Raw genomic sequence first — 14,843 nt, 5'->3', positions numbered from 1 at the left:
TCAGAAATACTCACGGGACCTGTGCCGTTTCAATGCGCTCCAGACACGCGCGCTTCAGTGCTTGTTGAGTCAGGTTGAGGAGCAGGGTTTTTTCTTCCCCTGCGATCAACGCCATGTCGCTGTCGTATTCGGCCTGGCTGATCGGTTCCAGTGCCTCAAGCGAGTCCAGCAGGGACTCGACCCGCACACGCAAGCCGTCGAACGCTTTCGGGTTGGAGTGACGGACGTAGATATCCCAAAAAGGCTGTTCGCTAATTCGCTGGTCCAGCAGCGACCCGTCTTCCAATGCCAGCACCCGTGCATACGCATCGTCGATCATTGCCGGTGTCACATCGGGCTCGCTGAACTTCATCTTGCGGGACTGCCAAGGCAAATCCAGGCGCTCAGCCAAGTTGGTGGGGTAGATCAGATGGATCTCCACCTCATCGATGTACTTGATGGGATGCCCCTCGGCGTCGTACCGAGTGATCAGGGCACCGTACTCATCGTATTCCGGGAACGTACGGCCCTCGGCCTGCAGCTCGCTGATCCTGCCCCGGGCGATGCGACCCAGCTCGTCCAACCGTGACTTGCCTCGCGCCAACATCAACAGCTCGCGCTCGACCAAGTCCTCCGCGCCCAGCTGATAGGCCTGGAAAATCAATACTTCCAGGCCCATGGCATTGAATAACTGCGCACCGGCGTCCACACAGGTGGTGGGCGCCGTGGCCATTTTGAACAGCCTGTCACGCAGTTTGCTGTCCGCTACCGCCGCCTCGATCATCTGCCAGACTTTGCCCGTGAGTTCGGCCTTCACCGCCGCCGATGCGTCAATGGCATCGGCCGACTCGGACAGCTTGCGTAATTCAACAAAAAACGGCTCCGCGCCGTGTTCGTTTTCCAGGCTATCCCACACGCCCTGCTTGGCAAACCACTGCTCCTGACTCAAGCCTTCACGCCAATAAATACTCTCCTGTACACCTCGCGGAGGGGCGAGCCGGTACGGGTCCATACCCACCGAAATTCGATAATCTCTGAAAATTTGCAGGTTCTGCGGGGAGATGTACTCGGGCCCTTGGCTGATCTCCGTGCGCGCCACAATCAGCGCTTCAGCCGACCCCGGTGCAACAACGGGAATCTGCTCCAGCGCATTGGCGCTCAGGTTCAGATGAAACGTGGACGCGCGTGGCAAATCAAAGACCCCCGTCGGCCACGCCGTGAGTTCGGTATCGCCCAGCAACAGAATATTGAGGTGCGGCATTTGACTGATATCCGGAGACAAACCCAAGTGGTTACTCTCCAGTGCCAGGAAGTTCAAACGGGTCAACCCACGCAGGTTTTGTACCGCCGGCGCGTCAAGCTTGACCAGGTTATCGGACAGGTCCAGCTCCGTGAGGCGCGTCAGTTGCCCGATCGTTCCAGGTAGCGCGATCAACTCGTTATCGCTCAGGTTCAGTCGCTGCAGTCGTTTGAAGTAGCTCAGAAATCTATCAATGCCTCCTTCAAGGCCCGCCGAGGACAAATCGACACTGGATACATGGCCAAAGTTGGCCGTCAGCTCCGGGAGCTGCGCCAACTGATCACGCAAGTTCACGTTGGCCAAATCCAGCACTTGCCCTTGGTATGCCCCGTCAACCGCAAGGTCCGACGCACCCACATGCCGCCAGGCTTGCGTAAGCGCCCGGGTGATATTCCGCCTGGCGGCGATACGCGCAACGAACCCGGCCGATGCTTGTTCCGCGTCGGTAACCTGTTCAGGTATCTGTTGCCAATCCTGCAAGGTGTCACTCAACTGTTTGTACTCCCGTTCAAGGGCGCGCAGGGCATTGCTCGCCTCAGGGCCATGCTGGCTGATGAACGCCTCAACCTGTTCCTGGGTAGACTCCGGGTACAACGTACGAATCCGCTCTTCCAGCGCTCGCCGCCCGAGCGCTCGTCCGCCTCCGCCACTCAAGGGATAACCCAGCCGTCCACCTGACGTGCGCCTCGGCCCCGTGAACACTGGCCGCGTGCGCGGTTGCATCTTGAGGACCTTGACCAGTTGCTCACGGGGCAAGGCGTGCGCAATCAGCGTAGCCTTCAGCTCGGCACCCTGCTCGGCGTGTGGCAACCCCAACGCCTCGCGGTGGCTGTCGGTCAACGCGTGCTGGATCGCCCCATAGAGGTCATCGAGGCTGCCCAGCGCCTCGCCTCTGAGGTTGGTCGCTTGGTAGCGCCCGTCGTCGGACCACACCAGAACCTTGCGCTCGGCAGCCTCTTCGGCGCCGTAACTGGCACGCAACTTACCGGTCAATGTGTACTCGCGCACTTCCAGGCGCAGGTTGTCGGTCCAGCCCGGCAAGCGAGGCAAGGTGTTGAGCACCAAAGCCTCGGTGTCCGGCCCCGCCAGGGCGTCGAGGTACAGTCCCTCATAAGCCTGGGTGAGGCGGAGCTGTTGTTGCGCCAACCGTGCCTTTTCGGCAAGGCGCAAGGGGATGCGCCTGCCAGTGTTCATTACCTCCAGCTCGGCCGGCGTGGCGTCTGCCAGCAGCTCTTGCGCCATGCGGGTGGACAAGCGACTGAAGTCGCGCTGCAACAGCGCGATGGCCGGGGTCGATGCAGGCTGCTGTTGCATATACAAGCTGTCGCTCAACTGCCGCCTGGCACGAACGGCGGCCTGCTCAAGCTGCACTTGCACGGCCTCGGATTGCTCCTGCAGGGTGCGCGGATAGCCCCCGACCAAATCACGCAGCTGGCGCTCACTCAATGTCTCGGCCACACGCTTGGGTAACTGGCCGTTCATCAAGTCGGCGCGGTGGATACGCAGGGTGTCCGAGGGCAATGCCCGGCTATTGCCATACTTGATCGACGGCCCACTCAAGTCGTTGCCCGAAAACGCTTCTATCGCCTTGCTCGCCGGCCACCCTGGCAACTTCACCGCCAAGGACGCGGCATAGCCGCACAGTTCGCTGTCGAGCGCTCCCTGACGTATGCCCTCGGCGACTTTCACCGCATCACGATAGGCCCTGAACTGGCGCAGGGTATCGAGCAAAATTCCCGGGGCTTGCTTACCCTCCACATGCACTCGGCGCAACACGTCCTCACTCACATCCGCAACCTGGCGCACCTGCTCCAGTTCGGCATCGCTGAAGCCCTCAGTCATCGGGCCCAGACGCCGCATCAGCGGAGCGCCTTCCCAGGTCAGTGGTCGCTCCAGTTCATGGTTCCAGAGACCGCTGCCATTCTGTGTCAGCCGGGGTTGATAAGCATCGGCACGCGAGGGATGGACGATTCGGTACTCACCGCTCACCGGGTCCTTTTGCACCCTGTAGCGCTTACCGTTCAAACGCAAGATGGTTTTATCGTCAAACACATGCAGGCCTAACTCGTCCGCCGCCACCCCTGGAGGTATCGGCTGGGTGTGTTCGTAGGTCGACAGGTCGGGCTTCCACAGCCGCTGCTTGCCGCTGGTCAAGGTGACGGGCTGTAGTTCATCGAGCGCACTCCCCAGCTTGATTTCAGGCAACACGGAGGCCCCGGCGGCGGCAAACGCAACATTGAGCGCCACGCTGGAAAAGTGCGCCCACATCGTCCTCACATCGCCTTGCTCGTAGGCCTCCAGGCCATCGAACACTTCATTGCACATTTGTACCGCGCCCACCGCCAGCATGACCGGCCCCAACCCAGGCACCACGAAAGCGGCGAGGTTGAACACACTCACCACTGCATCCAGGTAGCTCTCCAGTCGGTCCATGCGCGCCTGGCGGTCTTCGTCGGCGGTGGGCACCGCAACGGCACGGGCGTCGAAAAGAATTTTGCGCACCTGCGTCTCACGCAATGACACCCACAGCGTGCTGGCGCTGATCGTCCGCGCCTCCAAAGATAACTTTGCTGCGTCTGACGCAAGCGGGTAATCACCGGCCGCGCCATTGCCATTGGAGGGTTTGTAGCGCTTATTGAACTGCTGGAAAAAGCGTCCCTGCTCGCGTTGCGGGACGAAACGGCTGAAAAACCGTCGGTACGAGGCACTGTGCAGGCGCGCCCTGAGGTCAATCATGAACTCAGCGCCATTGGTGTATTCCTTGAGGGCCTGCTGCGGATCATGGGGGATGTACACCACCAGGCGCTCAGGTGTGCGACTGTCTATACGATCAGGGCCGATCAGCAACGGCCCCACCAACTCACAGCCAAAGATCGAGAGTGCGGCATACGTGATCGGCTTGCCTTCTAGGGTGGCAGTGGCTGGGGTGCTGATGACCTGTTTGATCATCCTGAAGGCAGGGGCGCTTATCCCGCCCCATGCGGGCTTGAGGCTGGCGAACTCGGCGCTCAGCGCCAACAGTTGGCGCTGATGCTCTTGCAGTTGCGTGTGCAACGCGGTGCGTACGGCGACGTTTGTGGGTTGAACGACGGCCTGGATGTGCTCCTGATACAAACGTCCCAGGTCCAGGGTGCGGCACATCCTGGCAAATTCATGGGGGGCAATGGCGACGGCCTGAGCGCTGACCGCGTCGTAGTCCGCAATGATGGAGCCGATATTCGGGTTCCACGTCGTAATAATCTCGCAGTCCGCGCACGCGTTGATTTCTTCCTCTTCGGCGGTGAAATTGGCCAGGGCCGCTTCCAGCAGAGAGGTTCCACGGTATTCGTGTCGTGTCGCCAAGCCGCTTGGCTGTTCGAAGGCCAATGCACTGCCCCAGCCGTCCCGGCCTTTAAGCGCATATTTGCGGACGAAAAACACCGCGTGAACGTCCAGGTCCAGGCCGAAGGTTTTTTTGATCGCCTGTTTAAGCGGCGCTTCGGCAAACACCAAGACATCCTGGATATCACCCAAGGTGTTCTCGACCTGGTTGAGGGTTTCACGATAACGGGTATGGCTGACGGCCAGGTCGGACTTTTTTGAGCCGTGGCACTCAAGTACCAACTGGGCATCTGCATTTCGTGGCGGGCGAGCTCTTCCTGGCGCTGGGTGATGGCCTGGGTAAACCAAGCGGGCACACCGCTTTTGAGGAAGTCGTAATGAATGCCGCGCGAGTCGGCGTTGAATGCGCCGTTAACGGCTGGTGTATCGGGTTGTCGGGGCATAACGGGCCATCCGTGACGGGTCTAAAAAACCAGCCTATCGAACGGCCCTGCCTGGAAAGCCTTACGTATTTAACGCTGTATCAAAAATGCTCACGCGGATTGAATGCCGCTTTCTCAGCCAACTGCTGCCACAACGCCTTGACCTCTTCGTCGTCGCTTTTGGGCATGACCGCCTTAAGCTGCACGAACAGATAACCGCGCGCGCCCGCCTTGTTCAGCAAGCCATGGCCCTTGGCCCGCATACGCTGGCCGTTCTGGCTGTTGGCCGGCACCTTGAGGTTGATCTTGCCGGTGAGGGTCGGCACTGCCACTTCGGTGCCCAACGCCAATTCCCACGGCGCCAGCGGCAGGTTGATGACCAGGTTTTCGCCATCCACTTCAAACTTGGCGTGCGCTGCAAACTTGATGATCAGGTACAGGTCGCCATTGGCGCCGCCGCCAATGCCCGGCGCGCCCTGGGCCTTGAGGCGGATGCGCTCGCCGTCGGCCACGCCGGCAGGGATCTTCACGTTCAGGCTCTTGGTGGTGTTGCTGACGTGGCGACCGGAGGCGTCGTATTGCGGCACCTGGAAGCTGATCTGCTTGGACTCGGTGGCCAGTGTCTCCTCCAGCGAGACCGTCAGCTGCATCTCCACGTCCTGGCCCTTGCGCCCGGCAGGACGACGCTGACCGCCGCCAAAGCCGTCGCCGCGGTTGCCGAAGATCGAGCTGAAGAAGTCGGAGAAATCTTCCGTGCCCGCGCCGCCGCCAAAGCCGCCACGGCTCTGCCAGCCCGGCGGGCCCTGGAACGGCTGGCCGTGCTGGCCATATTTGCGCAGCTCGTCGTATTCGGCGCGTTTGTCGGCGCTCTTGAGCGCTTCATAGGCTTCGGACGCGTCCTTGAATTTCTCTTCGGCGTCTTTTTCCTTGCTCACATCCGGGTGATATTTGCGCGCGAGCTTGCGATAGGCGGCCTTGATTTCCTTGTCATCGGCGCTCGGCTCGACACCTAATATCTTGTAGTAGTCTTTGAAATCCATTGGCGGTTCACCATCCTTAATCGAGATCGCACAGCCCGGGGCACAACGTGCGCTGCTTTGCACCTGTTGAGTGATGTGGCCTGGGGTGCGTCGGAGTTTTATCGGCACTTGCCGTATGCACAAGATGTGGGGGCGAATCGCGCCGTTTCAAGCGTGATTTAACGGATGGTCGGCCTACGCATCCGCCGTCGACTGGCATACACTGCGCGGCCGTTTTGCAACCGGAACCCGATAGACATGAAAAACCCATCCCCAGCCCGTGCCTGCGGCATCGACTTCGGCACGTCCAACTCCACCGTCGGCTGGATCCGCCCCGGCGAGGAGACGCTCATTGCGCTGGAGGACGACAAGATCACCTTGCCGTCGGTGGTGTTCTTCAACTTCGAGGAGCGTCGCCCGGTTTACGGCCGCCTGGCCCTGCACGAATACCTGGAAAACTACGAAGGCCGGCTGATGCGCTCGCTCAAGAGCCTGCTGGGTTCCAAGCTGATCAAGCACGACACCAGCGTGCTCGGCACCGCGATGCCGTTCACCGACCTGTTGGCGCTGTTTATCGGCCAGCTCAAGAGCCGCGCCGAAGCCACCGCCGGCCGCGAGTTCGAGGAAGTGGTGCTGGGCCGCCCGGTGTTCTTCGTCGACGACGACCCGATGGCCGACCAGGAAGCGGAAAACACCCTGGTGGACGTGGCGCGTGCCATCGGCTTCAAGGATATTTCGTTCCAGTACGAGCCGATTGCGGCGGCGTTCGACTACGAGTCGACCATCCAGAAGGAAGAGCTGGTGCTGATCGTCGACATCGGCGGTGGTACGTCTGACTTCTCGCTGGTGCGCCTGTCGCCGGACCGCCGCCACAACGACAACCGCCAGAGCGACATCCTCGCCACCGGCGGCGTGCACATCGGCGGGACCGACTTCGACAAACAGCTCAGCCTGCAAGGGATGATGCCGCTGTTCGGCTACGGCAGCCGCATGAAAAGCGGCGCCTACATGCCTACCAGTCACCACATGAACCTGGCCACCTGGCACACCATCAACTCGGTGTACTCGCAAAAATCCCAGTTGGCGTTGGGCAGCATGCGCTACGACATCGAAGACACCGGCGGCATTGATCGTCTGTTCAAGCTGATCGAGCAGCGCGCCGGGCACTGGCTGGCGATGGAAGTGGAAGAAACCAAGATCCAGCTGACCCATGAAGACAGCCGCCATGTGGCGTTGGATCGCATCGAAAAAGGCCTGAGCGTGGACTTGAGCCGGGCCCTGTTCGAGTCGTCCATCGACAATTTGCTGGAGCGTGTGCGCGGCAGTGTCACGCAGTTGCTCAATGACGCCTCGGTGAGCGTCGAGCAGGTGGACACGGTGTTCTTCACCGGCGGCTCCAGCGGCATTCCGGCACTGCGCCACAGCATCTCGGCGATGCTGCCGAATGCACGGCATGTGGAAGGGAATATCTTCGGCAGTATCGGCAGTGGTTTGGCGATTGAGGCGAGCAAGCGCTACGGCAGATGATGTCCCAAACGTTGCGAACAGACAGGTGGGAGGGGGCTTGCTCCCGATGGCGATAGGTCAGTGCCAGATGCGCTGACTGACACACCTCCGTCGAGGGCAAGCCCCCTCCCACATTTTGGTCCTGTCGAGAGACTGCTCAGCGCGGATAAAACATCCAGAGTCTCAAAACCGTCAGGCACCAGACAACGATACCCGGCACGATCACCAGGTAATTCCACGCATTGAAGCGGTCATTGCTCTGCCCGTCGGGATCGCCCACAGCGAAATTGATCGCTCATCGCTGACCGTCCCCTAGTTCCCTTCAAAGCCCAAGAAGCAAATGCGCTTGGGTTATTGCCTCAGACCATCCCGCCGAGCTTCAACTCACTCTTGAGGTACGCATAGTAAATCGGCCCCGCCACCACGCCCGGCAAGCCGAACGCGGCTTCAAACACCAGCATCGCCAGCAGCAATTCCCACGATTTGGCACTGATCTGCCCGCCGACGATGCGGGCATTTAGGAAGTATTCGACCTTGTGGATCACGATCAGGTAGCCCAGCGCGGCCAATGCCACCCAGATCGACAGCGACAGCGCGACGATGGTGATCAGGGTGTTGGACATGAGGTTTCCGATCACCGGCAGCAGGCCGAGCAGGAAGGTCAGCACGATCAGGGTTTTGGTCAGGGGCAGGTGGATACCGCACAGCGGCAGCACCACGGCCAGGAAGATCGCGGTGAAAGCGGTGTTGAGCGCGGCGATCTTGATCTGCGCGAAGACGATGTTGCGAAAGGCCTGCACCAGCAGGTGCAGGCGGTCGAACAGCGCGGCGGCCAGGGGTTTGCGTTTGGTCAGGTCGGGCACGCGCTGCAGGGCAATGATGGCGCCAAGTACCATGCCGATCAGCAGGGTGACGAACATGTGCGCAGCGTCTTTGCCCACCAGTTGCAGTTCGCTCAGGTGCTTGCTCAGCCAGTCGCCGATGGCCACGCGAAATTCGGCGGCGCTGGCGGGCAGGTAGGCGTCGAGGAACGGCGGCAACTGGCCGCGTGCGCGGTCGACCACGCCCATGAACTTGTCGAGGGAGGCGCCGGGGTTTTCCGCTTCGTGCAGCAGAAAGCTGATGGCGCCAGCGAAGATCAGCGCCAGCACGCTGACGATCAGCGTGCCGAGCAGGGCCACCGCCAGCCAGCGCGCACGGCGACCTTCGATCAGCCGCTGCAGCTGGGGGGTGAGCATGTTGACCAGTTCATAGACCAGCAGGCCTGCCAGCAGGCTGGGCAGCAACTTCAACGGCAGCACCAGCAACAACCCGCCGAGAATAATGATGTAGCTGGCCAGCAATATCACGTGACGCTGAGAAAACGTTGGCATACAGCCTCAGAACGAACGGCGATAAAAGGATGGGCAGTCTGCCAGCGTTCCAGGAATCAAGCGAGAGGTGACGCTATGAATGCGATCAAGTGTGGGAGGGGGCTTGCTCCCGATTGCAGTGTGTCAGTCAATGTATCGCCTACTGAACCACCGCTATCGCGAGCAAGCCCGCTCCCACAGGGGATGTGCGCTGTCAGTTGCCCTTTAGGCAGGTGCTCATGTAGGCCTTGCGCGCATCGCCGGCCAGCGCCTTGGTTTTTGCCGACGCGTTGCAGTCCTTCATCTTTTGCTGCTGAGGCGTGACAGCCTTGGCATCATTGGCGGCCGGGGCCGACAGGCAGGTCTTCATGAAGGCCTTGCGCTCGTCGCCTTTGAGGGTCTTGGTAGTGGCTTCGGCGTTGCAGGTGGTCATCTTGTTTTGCTGGGCAGTGGCGGCAAAGCCTTGGGAACACAGCAACAGTCCAATCATCAGCAGAGGAATACGCAGCATCTTCATGGAGTTTTCTCCCGGTTACCGCGCCGACGGGCACGGCCTGGGCAGAGTGTAGTCAAACCCTGTTACACCTTCCTGTGCAGACGGTGGATAATCCTCATCCATCCATCTGTACGGCGATGTTCATGCAATACGCGTATCCCCTGCTGGCCATTTTTATCTGGGCCGGCAACACCGTGATCAACAAATTGGCGGTGGGCTCGATCTTCCCGGCCGAAATCGGCTTTTACCGCTGGTTGCTGGCGGCGCTGCTGTTCACCCCGTTCATGCTTAAACCGGTGATTGCCCATTGGCCGTTAATCCGCCCGAACCTGGGCAAGGTCTTCGTGCTGGGCCTGCTGGGCATGGCGGTGTATCAGAGCCTGGCCTATTACGCGGCGACGCTGACCTCGGCGACCAACATGGGCATCATCCTGTCGCTGATGCCGTTGATGGCCCTGACTGCCGCGATTATCAGCCTGGGCCAGCGCCTCACATACGGCGCGCTTGCCGGGGCGGTGCTGTCGTTTGCCGGCGTGGTCGTGGTGGTGTCGTCCGGCAGCCTGGGCGCGCTGCTGCAACACGGGGTCAACCTCGGCGACGGCATGATGCTGGTGGCCACTCTGGCCTACGCGGTCTACAGCACCCTGCTGAAAAAATGGCAACTGCGCCTGCCACCCTTGGTGTTGCTGTACTTGCAGGTGCTGGTGGCGGTGGTGGTGCTGTTTCCGCTGTTCCTGTTTTCACCCAAAACGGGGCTGGGCTGGGCGAACATTCCACTGGTGCTGTACGCCTGTTTGCTGGCCTCGATGCTGGCGCCGCTGGCGTGGATGCATTCGGTGAAGACCCTGGGCCCGAGCCGCACAACGCTGTTTTTCAACCTGCTGCCGTTGATCACTGCGCTGATTGCAGCGGTGGTGTTGAAAGAAGAACTGGCGCTGTATCACCTGCTGGGCGGCTTGCTGACCCTGGGCGGGGTGATCCTGTCGGAGCGCTGGACGACACCGGTAAGCCAGAATCGTCAGCAAGGCCCTCGTAACACATCCGGTAAAATCCGATAAAACTTTTTGCCCTGGCCGCGACTCACAACCTGTAGCGATCACGCCGACAGAGCGTGGCGTACAACCGGATTAGCACCAGGAGATTGAGATGACCGAAGCAAACTTGACTGACGTTGCGACCCTGCGCAGCCGCGCCCGCCAGAACGTCGAAAACGGTGCCGTGACCGAAGGCTACAACGCCGACCGCGAAGAGATCATTCGCCTGCTCAACGCATCGCTGGCCACTGAGCTGGTGTGCGTGCTGCGCTACAAGCGTCACTACTTCATGGCCAGCGGCATCAAGGCCTCCGTCGCCGCCGATGAATTCCTCGAGCACGCGACCCAGGAAGCCGAACACGCCGACAAACTCGCCGAGCGCATCGTGCAACTGGGCGGCGAGCCGGAGTTCAACCCTGACCTGCTGTCGAAAAACTCCCACGCGCAGTACGTGGCGGGTAATTCGCTGAAGGAAATGGTCTACGAAGACCTGGTGGCCGAGCGTATCGCCGTGGACAGCTACCGCGAAATCATCCAGTACATCGGCGACAAGGACCCAACCACCCGCCGTCTGTTTGAAGAAATTCTGGCTCAGGAAGAAGAGCATGCGGACGACATGGCGGACATTCTCGAAAGCCTGTAAGTCGTCACGCAAAAACGAGGGGGGAGCCGGTCAAACGGCTCCCCCTCTTTTTTGCCACACCGAAAATAAACTGTGGGAGGGGGCTTGCTCCCGATAGCGGTGTATCAGCCAGGGAAAGGTTGGCTGACACACCGCTATCGGGAGCAAGCCCCTCCCACATCGGTGCACTGTCAGTTATTTAACGGTCTTGGGCGCCTTGCCTTCCTTCATCTGCTGCAGCAACGGCGCACACTCGTTGGGCTCTCCGCCGCTCGGCGCCACCAGCGCGAGCAGGCCGGCGGCCGGACCTGCGATCACGCCCAATGCCACCATCCCCGCGCCACGCAGGGCCAGCGGGATGGCTTTGACGCCAGCGTTGGGCTTGATGAACGGCCCGTTCACGTACAGCGGCGAACGCAGCGAGAACAGACGGAAACCCTTGGATTCGGGGGTGATCGTGAGGTCAAGCTGCTCGGTGGCCATGTTCGCGGTGCCATCGATGTAGATGATGGCGTTCTCGGTATCGAACACGAACAGCCGGGTGGTCGCCAGGCCCGTCTTGATACCGAAATCTGCCGCCGCGCAATTGATCTTCACTTCCTTGTCGCCGAACAGGCGGCCAACCACGTAGTTACCCACGTTGAGCCCGGCGATCTCCATCAGCCCACGGCTGATGGCGCCGTCGTTGATCAACATCTTCAAGTCACCGTTGGAACTGCCCAGCAAGGCCGCGACGGAGTTGCCGCGCCCGGCGATGTCGGCATCACCGTTGAGTTCGCCAAAGCTGGTTTTCATCGGCTCAAAGGTCGGGAACAGCTGCTTGAGCTTGAAGTTGCGCGCGCTGAGTTTCGCGCGGCCTTCCATCGGCGTGATGCGGCCGTTGAGGCGAATCTGCGCATCGAGCTTGCCGCCGGTCACGCCGAAACGCAGCGGCTCCAGGCTCAGTTCGCCGTCGTTGAGCACCACATGGGTGTAAAGGTCGGTGAAGGGCAGGTCGGCGCTGTGCACGATGCGCTTGCCGGTGAATTCCACATCGGCATCCATTTCACGCCAGCGCTCGGTACGGAACTCTTCCACCGGCAGCACCCTGGTGGCCGGCTGCTTGCTCGCACCGCCACGGGCCTTTTGTTTGGCGTTGGAGTCGGCACCGATCAGCGGCGCAAGGTCGGTCATCAGCAACTGGTTGGACACCAGGGTGCCGCTGAGCTTGGGCCGTGGCTGGCTGGCGACGTAGGCCAGGTCGCCGTGGATATCGCTGTTGCCGATTTTGCCGTTGAAGTGTTCATAGCGAAACGAGGCACCACTGGCTTCATGCAACTTGGCGATCAGGTGACCGTCGGTGGAATAGGCCGGCGAATCCGGCAGGGTCACGCCGGTGAGGGGGTAGAGGTTGCCCAGGCTCGCGCCGGCAAGTTTGAGGCGCAGGTCAAGCGCGCCGAGGTTGAGCGGGTCGGTCAGGGTGCCGGCCACGGCAATGCTGGTGTCGCCGATCTTGACCTGAGCTTGCAGGGGAAACGGTTTGGCCGCGTCCTGCAGGGCCAGCAGGCCGCCGATCTTGCCGCTGCCGTCGAGTTTCTGCCCATGGTATTGGCCTTTTACCTTGAGGCCGAACGCGTAATCCTGCGGCGCGGAGCCTTTTTCCAGGGCCTTTTTGGCATCGGCATCGCCGACGATTTCGGCAAAGGGAATCGGCTGGCCCAGCGGGTCAATGATCACATCGAGCTGGGTTTTGAGGGTCTGGTCGTCGAGGGTCACGTGGCCTTTGTCGAACTTGATGGCGCCGATGTCGACCACCCAGCTGGACGGCTCGGCGTCCGGGTCCTTGGGGTCGAACGTGAAGGTCCAGTTGGCGCGGCCGTCGGCCAGGCGCTGCAACTGGGCACTCGGTTCGGTGAGGTCGATACGCGGGATCGCAACGCGCTGCGCCAGCAGGGCCAGGGGCGAGATGCGCAGCTCGACTTTTTCAAAGTGGCCATCTGCGGCTGCTTCGACCAGTCCGGGTTGCCCAGGGTCAGGTCTTCGGCGATCACATGGGGCCACGGCACCCAGGCACGCCAGCCGCCTTCCTCGGGTTCGCGCTGCCACACCACCGCGAGGTTGCCATTAATGGCGAACGGACGATGCAGCTCTTCGGAGACTTTGGCATTGAGCGGCGGCTTGATGCGGTTCCAGTCGAAAAACACCAGGAACACCACGAACACGGCGATTAACACAGCCAAGATGGCGCAGCACCAGGCGACGATTTTACGAGTGCGCGTCATTGCACAGAACTCCTGAACACGAATAGCTGGAATACAGCTCATAAAGGTACGACTGGCAAACCTCAGCAGGGTTTAACCCATTGATGGATTTAAGCGCAGAACGCTTTTTTCTGACCAGATCGACAGATTCCGTTTGCCTGCCTGCACCATTGCTACCCGCCATTGTGTCGAAAATACCCACTTGGGTGCAAAACCGCGTGCTTGAGAGGCCCGATCTAGAGCCTTCCGCTGGAACCATCAATTGTGTTGATTATTACCATTGCGTTTATGAACTTTTATATCGATATATCGAGAGTAGCATGAGTCCTGTACCCACTTTATCGCCCTCCCAAGGAGCAACCATCATGAAACGCCAAGTACTCGCTACCGTCCTGCTGTCTGTCCTGGCTTCCAGTGCCTTCGCCCTGCCAGCCGCCGAGCAGACTATCCCACAAAACCAGGCTCAGGCCGTTCAGTCGAGCCAGACCCTGGCCCGCAGCGGCTCGCAAGAAGATGAGAACCGCGACTACGCCAAAGGCGTTGCCGAAAATGGTTCGGAGCAAGCCAACAAACGCGCTTACACCGAAGGCCTGAGCGAAAACGGTCGTCACCGCCTGGAAGAAAAAGGCCTGGTTGAAGGCGGCGCCGAGCAAGCCAACGAGCGTGCCTACACCGAAGGCGTTGCCGAAGGTGGTGCTGATCGCCTGCAAGACCTGCATCAAGCACAGAGCTGAGCCTGTGGTGGCCCAGACAGCTCGCTCCGACATCCGTAGGAGCGAGCCTGCTCGCCAAAGTCACTAACGTCTGCCCCCCTGATTTCACGCAATGCCCTCGCTTCATACCGCCAAGTTCGACGCCGGCAAAGCGCTTTTGCTAGAGTGCGTCGCTGTACTTGCCGACAAAGCTCACCCGCCCATGCTGCCCCGTGCCGAACAAAAGCAACAGACCCGCCTCGCCCTGATGGACGCAGCCCGCCATCTGATGGAGTGCGGCCGTGGGTTCGGCAGCCTGAGCCTGCGCGAAGTGGCCAAAACCGCCGGGATCGTCCCTACAGGTTTCTACCGGCACTTTGCCGATATGGATCAGCTCGGGCTCGTGCTGGTCAGCGAGGTCGGCCAGACCTTTCGCGCCACTATTCGCCTGGTACGCCACAACGAATTCGTGATGGGCGGCATCATCGATGCCTCGGTGCGGATCTTTCTCGACGTGGTATCGGCCAACCGTTCGCAATTCCTGTTCCTGGCCCGCGAGCAATACGGCGGCTGCCTCGCCGTGCGTCAGGCCATCGCGGCCCTGCGCGAAGACATCACCCGCGACCTCGCCGCCGACCTCACGCGCATGCCCAAGCTGGCGCACCTGCAGGCCGATGGTTTGCACGTGATGGCCGACCTGATCGTCAAGAGCGTGTTCGCCACCCTGCCCGATATCATCGACCCGCCCGCCCACGCCCTGCCTGAACACCTCACGCCCCAGGCGAAAATCACCCAGCAGTTGCGCTTTATCTTTATTGGTCTCAAGCACTGGCAAGGCCTGGGCAGCACCGAATAGACCG

At 60.8% G+C, this 14,843-nt stretch carries 9 protein-coding genes and 1 pseudogene; 5 read left to right on the top strand and 5 right to left on the bottom strand.

From position 1 onward, the window contains the following. Positions 1-10: 10 nt before the first annotated feature. Together VRB54_RS02620 and VRB54_RS02615 are read right to left on the bottom strand one after the other, a co-directional pair. Positions 11-4,882 carry a dermonecrotic toxin domain-containing protein gene (locus tag VRB54_RS02620; RefSeq protein WP_338479414.1) on the bottom strand — a complete coding sequence of 1,624 codons (4,872 nt, stop codon included), beginning with the start codon at positions 4,880-4,882 and terminating at the stop codon, positions 11-13. Positions 4,883-5,123: 241 nt separating this feature from the next. Further along, complete coding sequence (locus tag VRB54_RS02615; protein ID WP_338479413.1) at positions 5,124-6,062, bottom strand: DnaJ C-terminal domain-containing protein; 939 nt, start codon at positions 6,060-6,062, stop codon at positions 5,124-5,126. A gap of 237 nt (positions 6,063-6,299) precedes the next feature. On the opposite strand from VRB54_RS02615, the gene VRB54_RS02610 reads away from it, so the two are divergent. Beyond that, complete coding sequence (locus tag VRB54_RS02610; RefSeq protein ID WP_338479412.1) at positions 6,300-7,568, top strand: Hsp70 family protein; 1,269 nt, start codon at positions 6,300-6,302, stop codon at positions 7,566-7,568. Between the two features lie 338 nt (positions 7,569-7,906). Here the strand turns inward: VRB54_RS02610 and VRB54_RS02605 are convergent, their stop codons facing one another. Further along, entirely contained in the window at positions 7,907-8,920 is a 1,014-nt protein-coding gene (locus tag VRB54_RS02605; RefSeq protein ID WP_209988006.1) for an AI-2E family transporter, read from the bottom strand. Positions 8,921-9,113: 193 nt separating this feature from the next. After that, positions 9,114-9,416 (bottom strand): PsiF family protein, encoded by a 303-nt coding sequence (locus tag VRB54_RS02600; RefSeq protein WP_338479411.1) that lies wholly within the window; start codon positions 9,414-9,416, stop codon positions 9,114-9,116. Between the two features lie 122 nt (positions 9,417-9,538). On the opposite strand from VRB54_RS02600, the gene VRB54_RS02595 reads away from it, so the two are divergent. Next, a complete protein-coding gene (locus VRB54_RS02595; RefSeq protein WP_338479410.1) occupies positions 9,539-10,453 on the top strand; it encodes a DMT family transporter in 915 nt (304 codons plus the stop codon). A gap of 88 nt (positions 10,454-10,541) precedes the next feature. Beyond that, positions 10,542-11,072 carry a ferritin-like domain-containing protein gene (locus VRB54_RS02590; protein ID WP_338479409.1) on the top strand — a complete coding sequence of 177 codons (531 nt, stop codon included), beginning with the start codon at positions 10,542-10,544 and terminating at the stop codon, positions 11,070-11,072. A 174-nt stretch (positions 11,073-11,246) separates the two neighbouring features. Here VRB54_RS02590 and VRB54_RS02585 read toward each other — a convergent pair. Continuing rightward, positions 11,247-13,312 (bottom strand): annotated as a pseudogene (locus tag VRB54_RS02585) (AsmA family protein). Between the two features lie 344 nt (positions 13,313-13,656). On the opposite strand from VRB54_RS02585, the gene VRB54_RS02580 reads away from it, so the two are divergent. Together VRB54_RS02580 and VRB54_RS02575 are read left to right on the top strand one after the other, a co-directional pair. Then, a complete protein-coding gene (locus tag VRB54_RS02580; protein ID WP_057009727.1) occupies positions 13,657-14,025 on the top strand; it encodes a hypothetical protein in 369 nt (122 codons plus the stop codon). Positions 14,026-14,206: 181 nt separating this feature from the next. Then, positions 14,207-14,839, top strand: coding sequence for a TetR family transcriptional regulator (locus tag VRB54_RS02575; protein WP_209987987.1), 633 nt, complete (start codon positions 14,207-14,209; stop codon positions 14,837-14,839). The last annotated feature ends 4 nt before the right edge of the window (positions 14,840-14,843 follow it).

Source organism: Pseudomonas trivialis (genome assembly GCF_036864995.1).
Classification (GTDB): domain Bacteria; phylum Pseudomonadota; class Gammaproteobacteria; order Pseudomonadales; family Pseudomonadaceae; genus Aquipseudomonas; species Aquipseudomonas trivialis.
Note: the sequence above shows the minus strand (reverse complement) of the source record. Positions and strands in the feature narration are given on the sequence as shown.